The sequence below is a fragment of the Pseudomonas sp. MF06569 genome (assembly GCF_059862735.1).
Genome location: NZ_JCBCUZ010000004.1, coordinates 93,208 through 116,616, shown reverse-complemented (window position 1 = coordinate 116,616; position 23,409 = coordinate 93,208). Strand labels below are relative to the sequence as shown.

General features: G+C 59.6%; 15 protein-coding genes and 1 pseudogene. 3 read left to right on the top strand and 13 right to left on the bottom strand.

The annotated features are described in order from the left end of the window. Positions 1-117: 117 nt before the first annotated feature. Positions 118-1,986 (top strand): O-antigen ligase family protein, encoded by a 1,869-nt coding sequence (locus AC19YQ_RS06030; protein ID WP_500594783.1) that lies wholly within the window; start codon positions 118-120, stop codon positions 1,984-1,986. A 166-nt stretch (positions 1,987-2,152) separates the two neighbouring features. Here the strand turns inward: AC19YQ_RS06030 and AC19YQ_RS06025 are convergent, their stop codons facing one another. From AC19YQ_RS06025 to AC19YQ_RS06000, 6 genes are all read right to left on the bottom strand, one after another. Beyond that, positions 2,153-3,037, bottom strand: a complete 885-nt coding sequence (locus tag AC19YQ_RS06025; RefSeq protein WP_219262150.1) for a glycosyltransferase — start codon at positions 3,035-3,037, stop codon at positions 2,153-2,155. Next, positions 3,034-4,185, bottom strand: coding sequence for a glycosyltransferase (locus AC19YQ_RS06020; RefSeq protein WP_133076679.1), 1,152 nt, complete (start codon positions 4,183-4,185; stop codon positions 3,034-3,036). The genes AC19YQ_RS06025 and AC19YQ_RS06020 overlap by 4 nt, the downstream gene beginning before the upstream one ends. Next, positions 4,182-5,624, bottom strand: coding sequence for a PIG-L deacetylase family protein (locus tag AC19YQ_RS06015; protein WP_500594782.1), 1,443 nt, complete (start codon positions 5,622-5,624; stop codon positions 4,182-4,184). The genes AC19YQ_RS06020 and AC19YQ_RS06015 overlap by 4 nt, the downstream gene beginning before the upstream one ends. Positions 5,625-5,766: 142 nt before the next feature. After that, the gene (locus AC19YQ_RS06010) at positions 5,767-6,663 is read right to left on the bottom strand and encodes an antimicrobial resistance protein Mig-14 (protein ID WP_133076681.1); all 897 of its coding nucleotides are present in this window, start codon (positions 6,661-6,663) and stop codon (positions 5,767-5,769) included. Then, positions 6,663-7,793, bottom strand: a complete 1,131-nt coding sequence (locus AC19YQ_RS06005; protein ID WP_339474840.1) for a glycosyltransferase — start codon at positions 7,791-7,793, stop codon at positions 6,663-6,665. Before AC19YQ_RS06005 ends, AC19YQ_RS06010 begins: the two co-directional genes overlap by 1 nt. Next, positions 7,777-9,534 (bottom strand): carbamoyltransferase family protein, encoded by a 1,758-nt coding sequence (locus tag AC19YQ_RS06000; protein WP_133076683.1) that lies wholly within the window; start codon positions 9,532-9,534, stop codon positions 7,777-7,779. Before AC19YQ_RS06000 ends, AC19YQ_RS06005 begins: the two co-directional genes overlap by 17 nt. A 270-nt stretch (positions 9,535-9,804) precedes the next feature. On the opposite strand from AC19YQ_RS06000, the gene AC19YQ_RS05995 reads away from it, so the two are divergent. Together AC19YQ_RS05995 and AC19YQ_RS05990 are read left to right on the top strand one after the other, a co-directional pair. Beyond that, positions 9,805-14,094, top strand: coding sequence for a ChaN family lipoprotein (locus AC19YQ_RS05995; RefSeq protein ID WP_500594781.1), 4,290 nt, complete (start codon positions 9,805-9,807; stop codon positions 14,092-14,094). 150 nt (positions 14,095-14,244) lie between these two features. Further along, positions 14,245-16,331, top strand: a pseudogene (locus AC19YQ_RS05990) (TonB-dependent receptor family protein). Positions 16,332-16,440: 109 nt separating this feature from the next. Here the strand turns inward: AC19YQ_RS05990 and AC19YQ_RS05985 are convergent. From AC19YQ_RS05985 to waaF, 7 genes are read right to left on the bottom strand one after another with little or no spacing between them, the layout of a single operon-like run. After that, complete coding sequence (locus AC19YQ_RS05985; RefSeq protein WP_500594780.1) at positions 16,441-17,883, bottom strand: lipopolysaccharide kinase InaA family protein; 1,443 nt, start codon at positions 17,881-17,883, stop codon at positions 16,441-16,443. Next, on the bottom strand, positions 17,883-18,635 hold the full coding sequence (locus AC19YQ_RS05980) for a lipopolysaccharide kinase InaA family protein (protein ID WP_500594779.1): 753 nt from the start codon (positions 18,633-18,635) through the stop codon (positions 17,883-17,885). Before AC19YQ_RS05980 ends, AC19YQ_RS05985 begins: the two co-directional genes overlap by 1 nt. Further along, positions 18,632-19,366: a lipopolysaccharide kinase InaA family protein gene (locus AC19YQ_RS05975; protein WP_019825369.1), complete on the bottom strand. Its 735-nt coding sequence runs from the start codon at positions 19,364-19,366 to the stop codon at positions 18,632-18,634. The genes AC19YQ_RS05980 and AC19YQ_RS05975 overlap by 4 nt, the downstream gene beginning before the upstream one ends. Continuing rightward, positions 19,366-20,172 (bottom strand): lipopolysaccharide core heptose(I) kinase RfaP, encoded by an 807-nt coding sequence (gene rfaP, locus AC19YQ_RS05970; protein ID WP_339474846.1) that lies wholly within the window; start codon positions 20,170-20,172, stop codon positions 19,366-19,368. The genes AC19YQ_RS05975 and rfaP overlap by 1 nt, the downstream gene beginning before the upstream one ends. Then, positions 20,172-21,293, bottom strand: coding sequence for a glycosyltransferase (locus AC19YQ_RS05965; protein WP_133076690.1), 1,122 nt, complete (start codon positions 21,291-21,293; stop codon positions 20,172-20,174). Before AC19YQ_RS05965 ends, rfaP begins: the two co-directional genes overlap by 1 nt. Continuing rightward, positions 21,293-22,354, bottom strand: coding sequence for a lipopolysaccharide heptosyltransferase I (gene waaC / locus AC19YQ_RS05960; protein ID WP_219262157.1), 1,062 nt, complete (start codon positions 22,352-22,354; stop codon positions 21,293-21,295). The genes AC19YQ_RS05965 and waaC overlap by 1 nt, the downstream gene beginning before the upstream one ends. Next, positions 22,355-23,389 carry a lipopolysaccharide heptosyltransferase II gene (gene waaF / locus AC19YQ_RS05955; protein ID WP_219262158.1) on the bottom strand — a complete coding sequence of 345 codons (1,035 nt, stop codon included), beginning with the start codon at positions 23,387-23,389 and terminating at the stop codon, positions 22,355-22,357. Between the last annotated feature and the right edge of the window lie 20 nt (positions 23,390-23,409).

Here is a 23,409-nt window from a genome sequence, read left to right as displayed (position 1 = left end):
CAGCTTCTCTGGTGTACTGACTGCCGCTTGAGCCCCAGCCTCCCAGGGCAGTAAAAACGACACTTCAGGGCCAGTACGCTAGTATGGCCGTCCAAAACCTGGAATGAACCTTTCAGCATGCAATTCAGCTACTTAAATTATTCAAAGCAGCGGGTGTTTGATTTCATCTGCCTGTGGCTACTACCTGTCGGTCTTTTATTGCTTCTATCCGACCTTTATTTTCTGCCAGGACGCAGTCTTCATCACAAGTTGTATTACGGCCTGTTCAGTATTCCGACCCTTATCGCGATCATCTTGCGGCCCAAAGAGCTGAAAGAGATTCTGCGTGACCCGATAGTCCTCGGCTTCATGTTGTTTGCCGCCTGGGCGATGGCCAGCCTGATGTGGACCAACGGCGAAGAAGACTTCATGGATTCGCTCAAGCCGGCCTTGCACCTGCTGATGCTGTTCTGGGGCTGCGCGCTGCTGACCCGATACCGCAGTGAAAGCCTGCAACCGGTGTTCTTCGCCGCTGCTGTGATTGCCTTGGTAGCGACTGTCTATAACCTGTACATGTTCATCAGTCATTTCGCCCCGGAAGACCGGATGATCGGTGCGGGCGCATTCGACAACCCGCTGCTGAGCTCCCACGCCTTCGGCTTCTTTTGCATTTACTGGCTCACCCTGGGCATGACCTGCAAGCGCCCGCAGATCCTGTTTATCGCGATCCCTGCTTTTACCATCATGTTCGCAGCACTGCTGGCCACCGGCTCCAGAACCCCTCTGGTCGCAGTGGTCATGGCGATGGTGTGGCTGAGCTTTATCTGCTGGAACCGTCGTTCACTGGCGCTGATGAGCATGCTGGTTGTGGGAGGGGCCGTGGTGGTCGCGCTGTTCTGGGAAATGCTCATAAGCCGTGGCAGTTCATTTCGACTTGATCTGTGGAGCATGGTGCTGGCGCTAATAGAACAACGCCCGTGGATCGGTTATGGCTACGAAGCTACTCTGGGCCTGGAACTGCCGGGTACCGGCGGCTACATCGTAAGCGAACCGCACAACTTCGCCCTCGGCGTGCTGTATTACACCGGCATTCTGGGCTTCACGCCCTGGCTGTTCATGCAGGTCTGGGGGCTTTACAGCAGCTGGCGCCATCGCGTGCAACCGCTGTTCATCCTGGCGTCTGCCTGGCTGGTGTACGGCATTGGTGCCGGCCTGACCGAAGGCGGCGGCATACTGCCAAGGCCGAAAGAACACTGGTACCTGCTGTGGATTCCCCTGGCCCTGATTGCTGCTCTGAGCATCAACCAGCGCCTCAAGACTTTGCGCGACCGACCTGTTCGCAACCTTTCCCAGGCGGCGTTCGACACCCTTCAGGCCCATGCGCAGGTGATTGAAGAAGATGGTCTGGGCCCCAAAGTCCTGCGCCTGGAAAACGGTAACTTCCTCAAGCTGTTCCGCGGGCGTCGCTGCTATACATCCGGCAGTTTCAACCCGTACTCCGAACGTTTTGCCGTCAACAGCGAGCGCTTGCAGGACATGGGGATTGCCGCACCGAAAATCCTGGACCTGTATCAACTGAAGGATGGCAGTACGGCTGTGCTGTATCAGCCGCTGCCGGGCCAAACCCTGCGTCAGGTCATGCAATCGATGGGTTCGCCCGCGGTTCGCCAGGCACTGGTGGAGCGTTTCGGCAAGTTCCTGGCGGTACTGCACGACAAGGGCATTTACTTCCGCTCGCTACATCTGGGCAATGTGCTGCTGATGGACGATGGCGAATTCGCCCTGATCGATATCGCCGACATGCACCTCTACCCTTTGCCGCTCAGGATCGCCTTGCGCCAGCGCAACCTGCGCCACATGCAGCGTTACCCCGAAGATCGCCGCTGGTTGTTCGAAGAACAACTGCAGGCGCTACTCGACGGCTACGCCAGCCTGGCCGACCCGGTGGCCGTCAACAGCCTGAGCCAGCAAATCAAACAGCTGGGCACGGCAAACGCTGCAACCTGACACATCAGCGGAGCGCCCTCGGGCGCTCCCGACCACGGCCGCGATCAGTCCTGACGCTGACGGGCCCAGGTCAAGAAGCCTTCAATATCGTCACTGCACAACTGGCCGACCGCTTGGCGCGCTTCTCCCGAAAACGTTCAATCCAGCCCATGGTGCACTCCCCGTCTCAGTCTTTTTCCAGCGGTGAAAAATACAACCGCCCCAAGCCTCGCCAGGTTTTACCCGTCCAGTGCCTGAACGGGATCTGTGCCAACAACTCACGGGCCAGGGCACGATTGCGGTTGGCCGTTTTCAGGAACATGGAGTTGAGAAACTTGTAGCGCACCTCGTCATACAACGGATGGTCACTGAAGAGCGCATAGATGCGCAAAATACTGTCGATCATGAAGCGATGGTTCTTGTACGAGTTGGTGGCGTGCTTGCGATAGCGCGCCATCACCACGTTCAGGCCGTCGATAAAGTACCCGGCGTGGGTAATTTTCAGCTCGATGTACAGATCTTCAAGGCGAATGGCCGGATCAAAGCCCCCCACCTTGTCCAGCGCTTCGCGGCGGATCATCAGGGTTGGCGCTGGCGGATAAGGCTTGCGCTCAAGGAACATGTCATCGAAATCCAGACGCCTGAACGGCACGTCACGGCGCTGGCGCTTCTCCGGGAACAAGTTGCCGTCGGCATCGATCAACTCGATATTACCCGCGCAAATACCCACTTCGGGCTTGCCATCCATGTACGCGACCTGCACCGCAATGCGGTCCGGCATCATGATGTCATCGGAGCCGAACGGCACAATCAGGCTGCCCTTGGCACGGGCAATCGCGCCATTCAGGGTGTTGGTCAGACCCTGATTCTGCTGTACCCGAAAGTCGAAACCATGCACCGCCTGCAAGCGCTCAATGCGCTCGACGCTGTCATCGGGCGAACCGTCATCGACCACCAGCAACTCAATATTGGGATAGGTCTGATCCAGAACACTCTGAATGCTCTGCTCGATATAGGGCCCGTGGTTATAGGAGGCGATGATCACCGTTACCAAGGGTTGCGAATCTGTCATGGGTGCTCCTTGCGTGCCTGGCTCAAGCCAGAGTCGATCAAATCCAGATACTGCTGACGGAACACTTCAATGTCGTGGTGCTCCTGCAAGTAGCGATACGCCTGTTCACCCTTGGCCTGCAGCGCCTGATCCGACAAGGCCAGGTACTCATCCAGCGCGGCGGTGAGTGTCGCCACATCACTGGGCTTCACGGCCAGGCCGCCAGCGCCTTCAATCAGCGGCAACATGGCCGGCACATTGGTTGCGATCACAGGCAAATGCCCGCTCATGCCTTCAAGCAGCGCCAACCCCAGGCCTTCTGCCAGCGAAGGCATGGTCCAGATATCGAAGGCGCGCACGTACTGCAGTGCGTTCTCCTGGAAACCCAGCAGGTGCGCACGGCCAGTGAGGCCCAACTGCTCGATCTGTTCGCGCAAGCGCGACTCTTCACGCCCGGCGCCAATGATTGCCAGCTGCGCTGTCGGGTATTTGTCTTTCAATGTGGCGAAGGCTTGCAGCAAGAAACGATGGCCCTTGATCGGCACCAAACGTCCCAGAGCGCCAATCATCCGTGCATCCTGATCCAGGCCGAGCTGTTCACGTGCCTGCTGGCGTGGCAGCTGCAAGGCTTCGGCTTGCTCGATGTCGATAGCATTGGTAATCGCGTAAGTATTTTGCTCGGTGAAACCGCACTTGCAGTCGAGCAAGTACTGTTTGACCGCAGGTGACACGCCTACAAAACGCCATGCCTTGTCGATCAGGCGCTTGGCCTGGCTGCGACGATAGAAGCGGTCGTATTCACCGAACCCGTGGGAAATGCCCACGCACAGCGGGATTTTCAGCCAGCGGTTGAGTTGCAGCATCATGTTCACGGGCTTGAAACGGTTGCAGATCACCACATCAAACTGCTCTTTACGGCAGAACTTGTACAACGCCCACATGGCGCGCAGGCGCATGCCCTTGAGCGACTTGTCGCTGAACTCGAAATACACCGAGTGATCCGCCTTGCTCACCGGCTCGCCCGGGCCCGGACGCCCACGCAAAAAGGCCGCCGTGATTTCGTAGCGCTCTCGGGGGAGCGCGCGCACGATCTGCTCGGCGAGATCGGCAAAGTCATGGGATTTGACGTTGTAATCGGGCTGCAATTGCAAAACCTTGGAACGCTTCATAAGTCTCCCTGATGAAACCCGGTTGCATCATGTTCTTTCACTATCCAAAACAGTTCGTGACGCCGAACCGCTTTACGGAAGAATTCATTTTCGCCATAAGGCGAGGGCTTTCTACCTGCCAAGAGCTGCTGTATCGACCGCCGCACCCTGCGCTTGAGCGCGGCCCGGGGTTGCAGGTCATGCATCATGCCCAGCGCCATCGCCTTGTCGCGCTGCTGCTCAAGGGTCAGCGCCAGGCTGTACGGTCGCAGGCTGAGCGAGGCATCGAACACCGGCGGCAAGGCAATGCCATCACCGCTGTTGCCCATCGGCCAACGATCGTTGTCATGCAGGTGGTTGGCGTAACCGAGCACGGTGGACGGCTGCCATTCAAGACCTTCAAGGGCTTCAATCACGGCAGCGTGGGCACAGATATGGTCAGGGTGAGGGTCGATTGCCGGGTGCGGCAGCACGATCACTTCAGGGCGAGCGCGAAGGATCAACGCCCGCAAGTCAGCCAGCAGGTTATGCCAGGTCGGGGCGCCGTCCAGATCACCGGGCAGCGGGAACGGGTTGAATTGGCGGAACACGCGAATGTCGCTCAAGTCAGCCTCTCGCGAAGCCACAGGTTGATCGGGGGCCGCCTGCATGGCGGGCAATTGCAGGCAAAAATACCCCAACTGCGCGCAACGGTCTTCAGGTACGCCGGCCCAACGCGGCACGACCATGCTGTCCCAGGCGCGCAAGCGGCCTTTGAGTCGGGCTGCGTCGGCGCGTTCCAGCCCCATCTGCTGATAATGCCCGGCTTCGATTTCACCGGCGGTCAGGGTCACAATCCAGGCTTCCCTGGCCTGACTGTACAGCCCGAAAGCAGCAAGCTCGGCGTCATCGGCATGGGGAGCGATCACCATCACGCGCTGGTCGCGGTAATCGGGCTGGCGAAAAACCCACAGGTGCGGCTGACCCATGACGCGGCAAAAACGACCACGCACATGCAGTGCGCCATCGACCAGGGCCGAGCCGCAACCACTGATATTCAGATAGCGCAGACCATTGACCCCACGCTCGAAGGTTTGCCTGTCCGCAGAGTCGCTGCCCGACAGTTGTACATACGGATCAAAAAACCGCCCCAGCCAGCCACTTTTGATCGTGATCGCCAGAATCAGGGTTTCATCGCCATCCAGTATCAACGGCTGATCAACCCTCAGCTTGTCGCCTTCAAGGCGTACCGCCGGTTGCTCAGCGTCGGCAGCAAAGTTGTACCGGTAATCGTCCTGGGCCGAATAGAACAAGTGATCGGCAAACCAGGCTTCGTGGGCTACCCAGCCCAGCACCACCAACACCGGGACCAGCCACCAGGCCAACAGCACACCGCTGGCAATCAGCACCAGCAGGCCTATCAGCAGGCTAATGCGCTTGTTGCGCCGGTGGCGCTTGAGGAGCTGTTGTTTGCGACTCATGGGCTGGCTCATGACTTGGCTCTTGTGATTGAACTCCCGCGGGAGCGAGCCTGCTCGCGATGCAGGCACTACGGCATGTCAAAAAAACGCAGTGATACCATCGCGAGCAAGCCCGCTACCACAAGGTTTGTATTCGTATGTTTCAGACCTTGAACACGGGCACCGGGTTACACCAACGCTCTTTGTACTCACGGTCAGCCCGGCCAAACGAAAAGCGCAAAGGTTTGTCGACGCTGCGGGCCTGCTCCCAGGCTGACTGGGTATTGATAAAGCTCAACACGCTGCCAGGGCTGAATTCGCGGGTCTGAGGATCGACGCCACCATTGACGTACTCCACGCTGATCCACTCCGGGGACTCGGCTCGGTACACCAGCTGAATCGCAATCGGCGCATCATTGAGGAAAATCACCGAACCGATCAACAGTTCACGCAACAGCTCGATCACTTCGGCCATGCGTTCGGCACCGGTGGCGACAAAACCCCAGCGCCGCAGGAACAAATCGCAATAGATGCTCGCCAGCTCAACGCTGGAAAACTCCGAAACCGGGCGCACAACGCCGCCGGCCTCCTCCAGCAAACGCAATTCGCGGCGCTGGTTGTAGCGAAACTTTTTCGACAATTCTTCGGGCGTGCGGGCCATCGCCAACTGCTCGGCCTGAGGCTTCAGGGTGCTGAAGCGGCCTTCATTGAGCTGTGACAGATAACGCCCACGGTGACGCAACGGCGCTTGAGCATCCGCAGCGGCGGGCAGGATCAGTTCGGCATTGCCCAGATCGAACAGGCCTTTTTTGCCGTGACGCTTGAGCACATCCTTGGACAAGGCCAGGTCGCGCCCCCAGGTCGGGATCGCCGCCTGCAGTTCGCCGCCTTGCTCCCAGGCCAGATACCGCACCGGGATACCCGCCAACTGCGCCAGGCGCTCAACCACCAGCGGATGGGTCGCCACGCTGCCACCAAAACGCTGCCAGGCACCTGCATAGGTGTCAGCATCCACAACGCTCCAGCCGCGCTCGCGCCAGCCTTGAAATCGATTGAGCATCAGGACTCCGCAGTCAGGTCGGTGACTTGCGCCAGGCGCCAGAAGGTATCGCGCACTGCTTCATCGCTGAAGCGCTCATGCAAGCGTTCCAGCATCAGCTCGGCACAGGCCAGGCGCTGCTCGTCATCGAGTCGCGCCAAGTGCTGCAGGCCCTGGGCCAGATGTTCGGCATCGCCCAGTGGAAACAGAATGCCCACACCCTCGACCACTTCTTTAGCACCGCCACACGCGGTGGCCAGCAACGGCACGCCCGCGGCCATGGCCTCAAGCAGCACCATGCCGAACGGTTCGTGATCGGAGCTCAGCGCAAACACATCAAACGCCCGGAAATAGCGCCGTGCATCGGGCACCTGACCCAAAAACAGCACCTGCTCGCCGACCCCGAGTTCATTGGCCAGCGCTTTGAGATCTTGCTCCAGACGGCCCTTGCCCATGATCACCAACTGACTGTCAGCAGGCAGATTGGGCAACGCCGTGGCAAAACCGCGAATCAGCGTAGCCTGGTCCTTGTCCGGATGCAGGCGACCGACGTTGCCGACAATAAAACCATCGACCGACAGCCCCAGTGCTTCACGCGCCGGAGTGCCTGACAATTGATCGGCTTGAACGGTATCGATATCGATGCGGTTATAAAGCGTGTTGATTCGACCGGTCGGCCACTTGGGCAGACACTGGCGCATGTCGTCGCGCACCGCATCCGAAACACCGAGCAGGCTCAGGCGCTTGCGAAACAGGTGGGCGAACAGTTTTCGGCTGCGCCGCTCATAGTCGCCAAAGGCATGATGCACACCGATCACCGGCAAACCGGTGGCCAACAAAGCGATATAAATCGGCTTGAAGCGGTGAGCAATGCAAAAACTGAAAGGGCGCGAAGCTGCGATCTTGCGCAGCCTGGCGATGGCGCCCAGCTTCAGGCCACGGATGGCCCTGGAGCTGAACTCCATGAACAGCACTTCATCAGAGCCACAGCCTGCAGCTACTTCAGGGTCGGCCGCCCCGGTCAGAAAGACCGTGGTGACCTTGTACCCGGTGCCGGAAAACAGGCTGGCGTACTGGCGTGCGCAGTCCAGAAACGGCCCGTCATAGCCGTGGCAGAACTGCAGCACATGACGCTCAGTCGAGCGATTCATAAGTCTCGGCGCCGTCTTTAACTACCAAAATATCTTCCATGATCAGGTACTGCAGATCGGAACCGAAGAACATGTTCAGCGCGTCCGTCGGCGAGCAGACCATCGGCTCGCCACGACGGTTGAGCGACGTGTTCAGCGACACACCGTTACCGGTCAGCACTTCGAGCGCCTTCATCATGTCGTAGTAACGCGGGTTGTATTCGCGCTTGAGCACCTGGGCACGGGAGGTGCCATCTTCATGGACAACCTCTGGCACGCGGGTTTTCCACTCGTCCGACACTTCAAAGGTGAAGGTCATGAACGGTGCCGGATGATCGACCTTGATCATCTGCGGGCCAACGGTGTCGAGCATCGACGGGCAGAAAGGCCTCCAGCGCTCGCGGAACTTGATCTGTTCGTTGATACGGTCAGCCACGCCTTCGCTGCTCGGGCAACCGATGATCGAACGGCCGCCCAATGCACGCGGACCGAACTCCATGCGGCCCTGGAACCAGGCCACCGGGTTGCCGTCGACCATGATCTTGGCGATCTTCTCCGGGGTGCCTTCGATCTTGCGATACGCAGGCTTGCCAGGGTGACGGGCACAGGCCGCGATCACATCTTCGTTGCTGTACGCAGGGCCGAGGTAGACGTGTTCCATCTTCTCGACCGGCACGCCGCGAGCATGGGACACGTAGGCTGCCGCACCCACCGCCGTACCGGCATCGCCGGACGCAGGCTGCACGAACAGCTCCTTGACTTCAGGACGGGCAATGATCTTCTGGTTCAGCTTCACGTTCAACGCGCAGCCGCCCGCAAAGGCCATCTTGCCGGTCTCCTTGAGGATGTCACCCAGGTAGTGGTCGATCATTTGCAGCGACAGTTTTTCAAACAGCGCCTGCATGCTGGCCGCGTAGTGGATGTACGGCTCGTCGGCGATATCGCCTTCGCGCTTTGGCCCCAGCCACTCGATCAGTTTTGGCGAGAAGTAGAACCCCTTGCCTTTTTCTTTGTAGCGACGCAGGCCGATCACGTTGGCATATTCGGTGTTGATCACCAGTTCGCCGTTTTCAAACGAGGCCAGACGCGAGAAATCGTATTTGCTGGCGTCGCCGTACGGCGCCATGCCCATGACCTTGAATTCACCGTCCAGCATCTCGAAACCGAGGAACTCGGTGATCGCGCCGTACAGGCCGCCCAGGGAGTCAGGATCGAAGAATTCCTTGATCTTGGTGATCTTGCCGTTTTCGCCGTAGCCGAAGAACGTCGTGGCGTACTCACCCTTGCCGTCGATACCCAGGATCGCGGTTTTTTCTTTGAAACCCGAGCAGTGGTAAGCGCTGGAAGCGTGGGCCAGGTGATGCTCAACCGGTTCGATCTTGATTTTCTTCGGGTCAAAACCCAGTTGCTCAAGGCAGAACACGATCTTGTTGCGATAGCGCTTGTAGCGACGGTTGCCCATCAGGATCGCGTCAAGGGCGCGGTCCGGGGCGTACCAATAACGCTTGGCGTAGTGCCAGCGCGCCTTTCCGAACAAGCTGATCGGAGCGAACGGGATCGCTACCACATCAACGTCGGAAGGTTTGATACCCGCCTGCTCAAGGCAAAATTTTGCGGATTCGTAGGGCATGCGGTTCTTTGCATGCTTATCACGCACGAAGCGTTCTTCTTCAGCCGCCGCTACCAGCTTGCCGTCGATATAGAGGGCTGCGGAGGGATCATGGCTGAGGGCGCCGGACAGGCCAAGAATCGTCAATGCCACTGGATTAGCCTCTTTGGAATGCAGGCAGGCGGCGGGCGCCTGAACAAATAATGTGCCCCTCGCCAGGCGAGAAACAGCTAAAGAGCGGGATTATAGCGTAAAGACACCGCAAATGACCCAGCGCGATTTGCCACGCCCAGCCGCGCCAGGTCTGCTCGTAAAAGACACGGTACTCCAGACATATGTAAGCCCACCCCCACCCGCCGTTGGGATTTCCTGTGATCACACCGTCGCGTGCGACCCGCACGCTTCACTCAACAGGAAATCAGCATGCCCAGCCACCTGGAACACTTCAAAGGCTTAGAAGCCGAATGGACAAAGTTTTCTGACACTTTCCCGGATCTCGCACTCTCGCTAGACCACCGACTAAGGATGTTTTTCCCACAACTGCCCATAGAGGCCTGCACCGACTTCCTCTACGTCAACTACGAACGGGCAGCCGAGCCGTGCCAGTCGCCCGTTATCGTCAGCGAAACCCTGAGCATGCTGATCGAGCAGTGCCACCTCACCGGCCAGGTGCCGACCTTTGTGCAAAATACAGCCCGCGTTTACAACTATGCCTACACCCTGGACGAGCAAGATCTGGTCGCAGAGATCACCGTGCCACAACTCGAAAAATACCTCGAGTTCACCACGCGCAGCCTTGAACTGTGTGTGAGGGATGCTCACCGTGACTACTGGCAAACGCCCCATGAGGACCTCAACTCCCTCACCCCGAAAAACTGGCTGTCACGCTTTGCCCTGAACCTGATCCTGTCTGAAGCAACCCTGCGCCATGAAGACAGAACCCTCAGTCCGCAAGCCATGAGCGCCATCAATCAGGTGCTCTCCCTGCCTGAACAGCCATCAACGCCAGGCGCCTACGGGTTTTACACGCTGACCTTGCATGGCCGGGCCCCTCAGCCCGCCTCGCTGTTGCACGGCGTGTTGGTGATAACCACCAGAGAGTTGCCGCGGGCTTCTGCCGACCCTCTGGACACGCGCATCGTGCAAGACCAGACCCTGCGCACGGTGGTGCTCTACACCCCCAGCACCGGGCTCGAAGCCTTCACCTCACTGGCAGCGCTGACCCAAGAGTTGAGCGCGCGACTCAAGGACGGGCGCCAGCGGGAGGCGTTACTCGATTGTGTGCTGGCAGAAGAACGTTTCGGCGCACTGGCCTTTGAGCAGGTGGACTACAGCCCGGTGCCTGAGCAGCAAGTAAAGACGTTTTACAGCGAGCAACTGATCGAAAAACAGAAGCGCGACATGCGCCATGCCTGGGCATCCATGCGCACTGATCAGCCAGGCGCCACGCTTGAGCAACTGGTCGAGATGGTCGATCAATCCCTGAATTCAAGCCTGCCCATCAAGCCCGCCAGCCTGTTGCGCGCCCGCTATACCCGGCTGCTGGAAATTCAGCTGCCCGAGTGGCTCAAAACAGCCTCTGAAGCCAACAAAACCAAATGGCGCCTGGCGGTCGAGCGCCTTAACCATGAGCGCGAGGCTTCAGAGGCTCCCGACACCGAACCCCTGGCAGACATCGGGCAAATCAACACCCTGCTGGGTTACGCCAGAACCCGGCTCAAGCAACAGATCAAAGCCGATCACGGCATTGATATAGACCCCGATGCACTTTTCATCTCGACCACCGAAGCGCTGCAAACCGGCGCGGTGATTAACCCGATCACAGGCTCCGGGTTCGCCGCTGGCGCCAGCGTGGACCGAACCGGACCTACCATCACCTACAGGACCACCCGACGCAGCCTGAGTGAGTTGGCGCTGTCCAATGTGGGCATATGGGATGTGACATTTGCCCTGACAGCTCAGGTCAAGGATGCCCACGGCACCCCCCACCCCACTCTCACCAGCAGCTACCTCAAGACCTTGGTACGCCAGCTCGATATTGGCCAGACCTACAAAGCCAGGCTCAACCATCTGCTGGTCAATTCCCCTCAGGCACGCTGGCGCAAGGAACATTACGTTGCCCTGCGCGCCGCACAGCTGAACCTGGACCTGCTGGAAGCCAGCATGGCGGGCACTCTGGGTGCCGAGCAGGCGGCATGGGTTGAGGCGGCACTGGATTACCCCGTTGAAAGCAGCCGCCCGCTGGTCAACGGCGCGCAGATCAAAGCCCACCTGTTGATGCTGCGTTACAAGCCACTGCCGGGCGCGCTGGTGTTCACCTCTACCGGATCGACCGACCTCGTGTGCTACTTGCCGGGCGCCCCCGACCAGCACTGGTTTGTCACTGTGCCTTCGCGCAACGAGCTGGGTCGAATCCTGTCCCGTGCTGATTTACGCACCTACGTGATGCGCCGCGTGACCACTGCCCAAAAACCGTACATCAAGCCACTGATCGAAGCGGGACTCAGCCAGAGCAACGTTCAACTGCAACCGATCAGCCATCACCTGTTTGAGGCGTCCTACGACACTGAAGCCTTGCATGCCATTCACGAGGCCGACGATCAATCGACCTCCACCTGGGAAAGCAACCTCAACACCGCCAAGGAAGCAGCCTTGACCGTGATTGATGTGGTGTCCTTCGTGCTGCCGACCAAGGTGCTGCTACCCATCGCACTGGCACGGTTCATCTACCAGATTTATCAGGGCGTCGATGCCTTGCAGCGCGATGAAGGGCACGAAGCCCTGTTGCACTTCGTGGAGTCCATCACCCACCTGACCGACGGCGCGTCGGACTTTGCCGGCTCTGCGGTGTTTGGCCGATCCATCCGCCAGCGTGCCAGACAGCCCGCACCAACGCTGAGTCCCGGCGCGGCAAGCCGTCACGCAGCAACAGGGCTCACCCTGCGCAGAGGTGACGAATACGGTTCTGGAATCTATGAGTTCAGCACAACGGGCGCAGGATCAGCTCATCACTACCTCAAAGACCGGCAGGGCACACTTTACCCCTGCCGATACGACATCCTGGATGAGCGCTGGCGCGTAATTGATGAGCGCAAACCGGATGCGCGCAGCCGCCTCCCGGTGCGCGAGGTATCGGCAGGTATATGGGATGTGGACCCGACAACACCGTTGCTCAAAACCGGGATTGAGCGCGTGATCGAAAGCGCCCGTATCAGCAGCGTCAATCTCGACAGCCTCACCCCTGACGCCCAGGGCGTCTACCGCGTCAGCAACAACCGGTATATCCAGCAAGACGGCGTGGTGTTTGAGGTGTACAGCGGCTGGCTCGGCCGTCACTGGTATTTGCAACTGCCCGCAGGTTCAAGCAGCGGCGTCAGCGGCAGTCACAAACTGCGGCGTACAAACGGTTATTGGGAAATCAAACACCGCCTGGCCGACAACACCAAACGCTGGAGCCCTTTGCTGGGTGACAACACTCACTTGCCTGAAGCCGTACCTGACGTTATCCACAGCGCCTACGATTTGCCTTATGAGTACAAAGCCAAAGTTCAGGATCTGGTCAAGAACAACAAGGGCTTACTGGATGCCAACTGGATTTCGCCTAATCCGGACATCACCCGCACCAGCCAGTTTTTTTCAAACTTCAGGCTCCGATTACTGGCCGACGCACGTGCTTTCTTGGCCACAAAGCCCGCAAAACCCCGTGTCACTCGCCCCGTCGTTCCAGCGGATACAAGCCCGCAGGACTTGTTCAAACACCTTTATGAGCACACCGATGGCGTCGTAGTAGGCGAAGTCCACTCCAATCAATCAGGTAAAAAACTGCTCACCACCCAAATGAGCAAGCTCGCTGAACTGGATGTGAAAGTGCTGTACCTGGAGCACCTGCAAACTGATTTTCATCAGACCTTTCTCGACGAGTTCTTTAAAACCGGAAAAATGCCGATTGTTCTGGATGAGTTCCTCAAAGCCCAGGACGCGGGTCATGGGATCAATCCCGCAAGCCCCCACACGTACAGCACGCTGGTGCGCGAGGCCAGGCGACATGGCATCGAAGTCATCGCCCTTGATTGCGCGGCCAGTTACAACCACAGGGGCCTGCACCCCGGGGCCGGTGGCCTCGCCAGCTCACCTGCCGACGTTATTCGCTATGAAATGTTCAGCTACTTTGCGTCACAGACAATCCGCGCGGACCAAGCAAAATCCGGTGCTCGCAAATGGATTGCCTTCACCGGCAACACCCACGCCAACACCTACCAGGGCGTGCCAGGCCTGGCAGAGCTTGAGGGCGCGATCGGCGTACGGGTATCCGACGTCTTCCCCGGCACCAGCCGCGGGGTGCGCATGAATATGGGGGAAGTCGTGCCAACGGATTACAGACACCGCGACTTCACCTTCTTGAAGAACGATTACTGGCTGCAAATGGATATTGCCGGCACCAAACCGCAAATCCCTGCGCTGTCCCCGACCCAGAACAATCAACGGCTCACCGCACCCGGCATGTTCAGGTTTGAAAGCGCAACGCCGGACGGCGCACACCTGATCCATCGAGCGAGCAACCACGAAATGGTGCACACCCCGGTGCAAACAGACCCTGGCGGCCAGTTTTATATCGAGCGAGCCAGCTGGATACCCGTCCACCAGAAACGTTACGACCGCCTGCAAGATCTGATAGAGGACTTGCGGGACATGAACATGACGCAGATGCAATAACCCTTCACCTGCACACGAGGGCGATCCGATATCGCCCTCGTTGCCCGGTTTTACTGGATATCCCGCCCTCAGCCGCTAAACTGCGCGCCCTCTGCTAGCCTCATCCCGTTGCCCTGGACGGGTCGCGTCACACGGAACCCCGATTTGCCCATGAAATATTTCGTACCTGCTCACGTTGCCCTGTTACTGCCTGGCCTCTGCCTGACACCCATCCTCAGCGCAGCCCCCCTTGAACTGGACCCCAGCGTCATCACCGGCTCGCGCAGCACCAGCCCGAGTTTTGACCTGCCGTACTCGGTCGACAGCATTAACCAGGAGCAAATCAAGGATGGCCAGCTAGGCATCAATGCCTCCGAGGTACTGTCCCGCGTGCCAGGGCTAGTGGTGCAAAACCGTCAGAACTACGCCCAGGATCTGCAGATCTCGTCCCGTGGCTTTGGCGCCCGCTCGGCGTTTGGTGTACGTGGCATCAAGCTGATTGCCGATGGCATTCCAGCCAGCACCCCGGACGGCCAGGGGCAGGCGGCGACCTTCAACCTCGACACCGCCGAGCGCATTGAAGTACTGCGCGGCCCGGCAGCCACCCTGTACGGCAGCAACGCCGGTGGCGTGATCCAGATGTTCTCCCGCGACGGCGAAGGTCCGCCGCGCATTGGCGCCGAAACCCTGATCGGCAGCGACGGCATGAACAAAAACCACCTCACTGCCGAGGGCGCCACAGATGACGTGGGCTTTGTGCTTGACGCCTCGCGCATGGACACCGACGGCTACCGCGACCACAGTGCCGCTCGCCGCGACCAGACGTTTGCCAAGCTCAACCTCAAGCCCGATGAAGACAGCAAGCTGGCGCTGATCTACAGCAGCCTTGAGCAGAACGGCACGCAAGACCCGCTGGGCCAAAGCTGGGCCGCCTACAAGGCCGACCCGCGCTCGGTAACGCCAAACGCCCTGACCTACAACACCCGTAAAAGCATCGACCATCAACAATTGGGGATGAACTACGAGCGCTATATCGGCGACGCGACCCTGCAGGTCAATGCCTATACCGGCACCCGGAGTGTGATTCAGTATCTGGCGATCCCCAAAGGAACGCCGGGTAACGAACAGGGCGGCGGCGTCGTTCAATTCGATCGCAAGTTCTACGGCGGCAGCCTGCGCTGGTTGCAACCGGTGTATGGCGTGCCTGGGGACCTGACCCTGATCGGTGGCCTGGATTTCGACCAGAGCCAGGACAGCCGTCACGGCTATAACAATTATCTGGGCAACCAATTGGGGGTAAAAGGTGCGCTGGTGCGCGACGAAGTGGACACCGCCCGCAGCCTCGACCCGTATGTGCAGGCCAACTGGGCGCTGGACAACTGGACAACTGGACCGTGCAGGCCGGCTTGCGCTACAGCACCATGGAAATGGACGTCGATGATCAATTTTTGAGCAACGGCGACGACAGCGGCACCAAACGCTATGAAAAAGCCACGCCGTCGATGAGCGTGATGTACGCCTTCACTCCAGAACTGCACGGCTATGTCAGCGCGGGCAAGGGCTTTGAAACGCCGACACAGGCCGAATTGGCGTACTCGCCCAGCGGTCGAGGCTTTAACTTCGGCCTCAAGCCCTCCGAAAGCACTCAATACGAGATGGGCCTGAAAGCCCAGCTAAACAACACACGGATCAACGCGGCGGTGTTCCAGATCACCACCGAAGATGAACTGGTGGTTGCAAGCAATACAGGCGGACGGACCACCTACCAAAACGCCGGCCGAACCTTGCGCCGAGGCTTTGAACTGGGCGTAGAAAGCCAGCTGGCCGAGCATTGGACCTCAACCCTGGCCTATACCCGTCTGCAAGCGACCTACGACAGTGACTTTGCCAGCACCAAAGGCACGGTCGACAAAGGCAACTACTTGCCCGGTGTTCCACAGACCACGCTGTTTGCCGAAGTGAACTGGAAACCGGTGGATTGGCTCAGCACCGCCGTTGAAGGCATGTACCGCAGCAAGGTGTATGTTGAAGACACCAACACCGCCAAGGCAGCTCCGGCCTACACCGTATTCAACTGGCGGGCCAAGTTTGAGCAGAAGGTGGAACACTGGACCTTCCACCAGACGTTGCGCCTGGACAACCTGCTGGACCGTCAGTACGTGGGTTCGGTGATCGTGGCGGACGGTAACAGCCGCTTCTACGAAGCCGCGCCGGGACGGTCGTGGTATGCCGGAGCCGGAGCCCAGTACAGCTTCTGACAGCACGGGCACGCTCCTGTGGGAGCGGGCTTGCTCGCGATGGCATCAACGCGGTCAGCCTGACAGGCCGCAGCGCTTGCATCGCGAGCAAGCCTGCTCCCACAGAGTCTTAGCCAAGGTCTTTGGGCAAGCGCCCGTCAATCAGCTGATACAACGCACTGTCCACCGGCCAGTTGCGCATGAAGCGCGCCCGGTCACGGGCGTAGGCGGTGGCGAAACTCCTCAGGCTGGCGTGCTGGCACATCGAGTCCAGATCGATCAATGCCCAACGGCCATCATCCCAGAACACGTTATGCCCCTTGAGATCACCGTGACTGATGCGCTCGCGGATCAAGTCGGCAAATAGCTGATCCAGCGCCTGAAGTTCGGCTTCCGGCGCATCCCCCCGCTCAACATAGGGCGCAAAACGCTCGATGATGTCCGGCCCCAGCAAAAACGCTGTCACCAGATACGCCTTGCCCCGCAACCACAGAAAACGGGTCTCCAGCAGTGCCAGCGGCTTGGGCGTGGCAATGCCCAGTAACGCCAGTCGATTGCCCTCGCGCCATGAGTGCCAGGCACGGCTCGGGCGCCAGAAGCGTTTAAGCCAGTGGGCAAAACCCTTGATGTTGTAGCGTTTGACCACCAGGGTGCGGCCCGCCACTTCAACCTTGCCGACACTGGCCGCGCCACCGGTTTTATACAAGTGGCCCTGATCCAGCAAGGCATCGGCGTGAGCCAGAACCGGCAGCATCGCAGGCTCTTCTTCACGGCGAATCGCACGCAGGACAAAGGCGGTGCGCTCAACGCTGAACAAGGAGCAGTCGCGACCCACCTTGTTCAAGAAATCATTCAGGCGCCAGGCACGTACCTTCTCGATCTGCTTGAGCAGCGCTTCGAGCGGCAAGGCGTGCTCACCATTGCTGAGCAGGTAATGCACCAGCAACTCTTCGATAAATGGCTCAAGGCTTTTAGGCAACTGAGCGAAGAACACGCCGAGGTTTTCCAGGACTTTTTGTCGCGACAGCGGCTGGCCGGCTTCTTCGACGCAAATACCCGCGCCATCGATCAAGTACAGTTTGGCGCCCTGACGCAACAGGTTGTCCAGGTGCAGGTCTTCCTGCCACAGGCCCTTGAGGTGCATCTGGCCAATGGCAGCCAGCGCCTGGGCCAGTACGGCCACTTGCTCATCTGCCAAAACCGGCAACGACTGCACCGCGCCCCAGGCGTCACCCAGGCTCTGGGCATTTTCCAGAAACTCGAACAGCAACCAGCCGCCCTCGCCTTCCTGCAAACCATCAGCCAGTAACTTCGGCGTGGTCAAGCCCTGATCAGCCAGCAGGCGCACACCCGTCAACTCTCGCTGGAAGTTGCGCGCAGCCTTGCTCCCAACCATCAATTTGGCCAGCACCGTACGCCCGCGCCACACCCCGGCGCCTACGTAACGCTGCCCGGGCAATACCCGCAACAAGCTCAGCAGTTGCAATTGCGCAGGCCCGGCCGCGTCGGCCAGTTCGATACTCAGCGGCAAGCCCGGCGCACGACCCGCCTTTTGCAGTTCGGACAAACGCATCAGCGCGCTCCCTTGTGGCTGCGACGCACGTTCAGTCGCGCCAGCCAGGCATCCACCAGACCACTGTCGACAGGCTGATCCAGATAGGCAGCGAGCAATACCCGCACCTCGGCATCGCTCCAGGCATGGGCTCGACGCAGCAACGGCTCAATGTCCTTGACCCGGTCACGCTGGCCCAGCAACAAGGGCCGGGTCTTCTCCAGATCGATCAATTGGGCGCGATAACCCAAGCCGTCAGCCTGCAAGAAAATGTGCTTGGGATAAAAGCAGCCATGCACCTGACGCGCAGCGTGCAGGCGACGCGCCAACAGGCCGCATTCACGCAAAATTGCCTGCTGCTGCTCAGGGGTCAGTTGCGGCCATTGTTCAAGCAACGAATCGAGGTCATTCCAGCCATCCAGCGCACGGGTCATGAGCACCGCGCGATGTTCGCCAGGCACTTTTCGCTCGCCAAAAAACACCGCTTCCAGCGCCGGAATACCCATTTGCTGATAACGCTGAATATTACGAAATTCGCGGGCGAAGCTCGGCTCGCCGAATGGCCGGTGCAGGGTACGGGTCAGGTAGTTGCTTTGACGCTTGAGGTAAAAGCCCTGGTCTTCGAGGTCCATGCGAAACACGCTGCTCCAGCCACCACCGCTGGTGTTGGGCTCGTCCACGGCTTCCAGTTGCACAGCCCACAGCGCATCGAAGTCGGCCAGCCCGTTGCGCTCAAGCAAAGCCCGATCCGCATCCGCTAAAAAATCAGTCATTCCCGGCCCTCAAAAAAACGCACGATATGGCGAACACGTTCCTTGTCCGCCGCATTGAGCGTAGTGCGCCCGGTGTATTGGAAATAAAAACGCAAACGCTGGGTGTAAGACAAATGGTACTTGGCCACTTTGTCGAGGCACGCCAGGTCTTTGGTGATGCGGTACTTGAGCCAGAAACCGCGCCAGAAGTCACCGTTCGGGCAGTCGATCAAAAACAGCTTGGGCTGATCGTCGACCAGCAGGTTTCGCCACTTCAGATCGTTATGGGTAAAGCGATGGTTGTGCATGATCCGGGTGCATTTCGCCAACTGGCGGCTGACGCAGTCGACCCAGGCACGGTCCTTGAGCAACGGATCATGGTGGTCTGCCAGTTCGGACAAATCGCGGGTATTGGGCAGCTCACGGGTGATCATGGCGCCACGGGAGTAGGCAAAGCCACTGCGCTCAAGGCCCCACGCCACGACTTCGGCGGTGGGAATGCCCCACTTGTCGAAGCGCTTGAGGTTCTGCCATTCGGATTTGACCCGAGGGCGGCCCAGATAGCGACGCAAGCCCTTGCCCGCACCGGTATAGCGCTTGACGTAATAATTGACGCCATCGCGCTGCACACGGATCACTTCCGAAAGAGGATCGCGGGTCAGGTGCTCGCCCTGGAGGGCAAATACCGCTTCCAGACTGCCAAAATCAGAAGCGAGTGCGCTGTAAGCGGGTTCAAGATTCCAACCCGCCATTACAGTGCATCCCCATAACGTAGTTTGCGTTCATAGAGCTTGCTCGCCTTGCCTTCCAGCCACGCCAGCAGGCGGGCTTCTTCGCGCAGGATCTGACGCAGCGGCATCTGGAAGTAACCCCGCAGGAAGCGCAGCTTGTCCCGTTGGGTCAGGCCAATGTCCAGCGCCGAAAAGTACAGCGCGGCCAGGTCCTTGTTGCGCCAGCGCTTGCTGATGACCGGTCGAACCTGGGCACGGTGCAGGTCAATGACCGACAGGCGGAAGTCCTTGGCCGTGACCGGTTTGTCGGTGTGCAACAAAAAGTGGCAGATGTAGCAGTCGCGATGGTTAACCCCGGCGCGGTGCATCATGCCGGTCATGCGCGCCACTTCGGCGATCAGCCCATGCTTGAGGGCTGGCTGTGGCGGCTGCTTGATCCAGTTGAGGCTGAAGTCTTCGAGGCTGACCGTAGGTGCCAGCTCTTCGGTGATGATGAACGAGTGCTGCCCCGCCGGATTACTGCCCTTTTCGCCATACGCGACGGCGGTCATGGTGGGTACGCCGACTTCGTGAAGACGCTTGATAGCCCGCCATTCCTGGCCCGCGCCCAGCACTGGCAACTTGGCCGTGAGCAGGTTTTTGAACACCTCACCCCAGCCAATGCCACGGTGGATTTTCACAAAATAACCGCGGCCCTCGACTTCAGTACGCAAAGTACGTCGGCCATCCAGCTCGCGGTAAACCTCGCCCTCCAGGCGCTCGACTTCGGTGAACGCATCGCGTCCTGCCCACAAGCTCTTGAACGGTTCGGCAAGAATCAGTTTCATCAGTGTTGCTCCGCCAGAATCACATCCGCAGCGTGCTGCGGCATGCTGTAGAGGTCGGCCGTCTGCGCGTAGGCCAGGCCGTTTTGGCTCCAGGCCGCGCGCGCAGCATCGTCGGACAACATGTGTGTCAGGTATTCATTGAGTTGCGCCTGCTCGAACGGCTCGTCCAGTACACGGCCGCAATCGGCGTCGCTGATGTAATGGGCGTAGCCACAGACGGCGCTGACCAGCACCGGCAACCCTGCCACCAGCGCTTCAAGCAGCACGGTGCCGGTGTTTTCGTTATAGGCCGGGTGAATCAACAGGTCAGCGCCCAGCAGGAAGCGCGGGATATCGCTGCGCCCCTTGAGGAACTGCACGTGATCGCCCAGCCCCAGCGTGGCGCTCTGTAATTGAAAGACTTTGGGATCGTCCTGGCCAATGACAAACAGCCTGGTGCGCTTTTTAAGCTCGCCCGGCAACGCCGCCAGGGCTTTAAGGCTGCGATCGACGCCTTTGGTCTTGAACCCGGAACCGATCTGCACCATCAGCAGGTCGTCGTCTGCCAGGTTGAATTCACGCCGGAACCCGGCGCGAATCTCGGCCGCATTGGCGGGCGCGCGACGGTCCAGGGCAATGCCCGGCGGCAACAGGTGGAAGCGCTCAAGCGGCGTATCGTAATGCTTGATAAACAGCGGCTGCTGGACTTCGGAAATCATCAGGATTTCAGTCTTGGCGTTCTTGTCGAACACCGCCCGCTCGTATTCGGCAAAGTGTTTGTAACGCTTGAAGAAGCGATAGAACGAATGGCGCAGGTTTTGCGCCTTGTCTTCAAAACAGCCGTCGGCCGCGTAGTACACGTCCAGCCCCGGCATTTTATTGAAGCCGACGAGGCGGTCCACCGGGCGTTTGGCCAGGTCGGCCTGCATCCAGGCGAGCATTTTTTCGTTGCGGGTATGGTTGTGGAACGCCTTGACCGGCGCCACCAGCACTTCAAAACCGGGGGGAATGTCACCCTCCCAGATCATGGTGTAGACGCGAATTTGATGGCCGCGTTTCTGGCACTCCAGCGCAATGCGCATGAAATCGCGTTGCAGCCCGCCAAACGGGAAATATTTGTACAGCACAAAAGCCAGTTGCATCAGCGCAGTTCCTCAGCCAGTAACAACGTGCTTAATCGACTCGCGACACGCTCAGGGTTCAAACGGGTGAAGCACAACGGCCACTCGTTTTTCAGATCAAACCGCTGCTGGTCCTGTGCAGTCGGAGTGTAGGTGCATTTTTTCTGCAGACACGGTGCGCACGGAAAATCGCTGGCCAGGTGGATTTGCACCTTGCCATAGGCACCGGTCAGGCCCGGATTGGTGGGGCCAAACAGGGAGATGGTCGGCACATCCAGCGCCGCCGCCAGATGCCCCAGCCCGGTATCGACCGCGACACAGGCGCTGGCGCTGGCCAGTACCTTGGCAACACCCGCCAGATTCAGCTTGGGCAGCACCACTGCGTTGCTCAGACCGCTGGCAATGCGCTCGGCACGGGCCTTCTCTGCCGGGTTGCCCCAGGGCAAGCGCACTTCGACACCCATGTGCCCCATGCGCAGGGCCAGGTCACGCCAGTACACTTCGGGCCAGTGCTTGGTGTCCCACGTGGTGCCGTGCAAGAACAATACGTAAGGCTTCTTGCGCGGTAATTCAATCAGGCGCTCAACGTCGAGGCCATAATCACCCAACCCTTTGGGCAGGTCGTAGCCCAGCGCCACGGCAAACAACTGGCGCAAACGCTCGACCGCGTGCTGCCCGCGAGCCACCGCCAGACGCCGCTGATAAAAGCGGCTGGCCAGCGGTTCACGGGCAGAGTCTTTATCCAGACCGGCCACCGGGGCGTTTACATAGCGGGTCAGCCAGGCACTTTTGACCAGGCCCTGGGCATCGATCACCAGGTCGTATTGCTCGGCGCGCAGGCTTTGCTTGAAGCGACGCCACTCACCGCTCTTGATGGTTTCCCAGATATTTTTGCGCCAACGGCGAATCGCTACCGGAATAACCTTGCCCACTGCCGGGTGCCAGGTCGGAATTTCGGCAAAGCCTTCTTCCACGACCCAGTCAAACGTGATGCCCGGAATCGCCCGCGCCGCATCGGTCAACGCGGGCAAGGCATGGATCACATCCCCAAGGGATGAGGTTTTGACCAACAGAACGCGCACCTAGTTGACCTCGACCGGTGAGCCCTGCAAACGCTGCAAGGCTTCAACCACAGGCTGGGGCATCAGTTCGCGCAGGCAGTTGTAGTGGCCAAAGCGGCAGGTGCGATCAAAACACGGGCTGCACTCGAGCCCCAGGCGCACGATTTCGACCTTGTCGGCCAACGGCGGGGTAAAACCCGGCGATGTGGAGCCGTAGACCGCCACCAGCGGGCGGTTCAGCGCAGCAGCCACGTGCATCAGCCCGGAGTCGTTGGACACCACGGCATCGGCGCACGACAGCAAATCAATGGCCTCGGCCAGCGAGGTCTCGCCGCTCAGGTTGACCGACTCTTCACGCAGCCCGGGGATCAACCGCGAGCGGATGTCTTCGCCCACAGCGTGATCGTTTTTGGAGCCGAACAACCACACCTGCCAGCCTTCGCGGATCTTTTGCTCGGCAACTTTGGCGTAGTGCTCGGACGGCCAGCGCTTGGACTCGCCAAACTCGGCACCCGGGCACAGCGCCAGCACCGGGCGGTCCAGTTCCAGGCCAAATTTAGCCAGTGCGCCGGCACGGCTTTGCGGATCGATCTGCAAGGCCGGGCGCGGATAAGGCTTGGGCAGGTCGGCACCCGGCTCATAGGCCAGCGCCATGAAACGCTCGATCATCAACGGGTAGCGTTCTTTGTCGAGCTTGCGCACATCGTTGAGCACGCCATAACGAAACTCGCCACGCCAGCCGGTGCGCTTGGGGATGCCCGCAAAGAACGGCACGAGGGCTGATTTCAGCGAGTTGGGCAGCAAGATTGCCTGATCGTATTGGCCCTTGAGGGACTTGCCGATCTTGCGTCGCGTGGCCAGTTCAAGCGCGCCGTGGCCGAGCGGAAAGCTCAAGGCCTTGCGCACTTGCGGCATGCGCTCAAGGATGGGCCGGCTCCACTCGGGGGCCAGCACATCGATTTCGCACTGCGGGTGGCGCTGCTTGAGGCACTGAAACAGTGTCTGCGCCATCACCATGTCACCGACCCAGCTGGGCCCAACGATCAAAATATTCATAAGTTTCCATAAACAAGCAA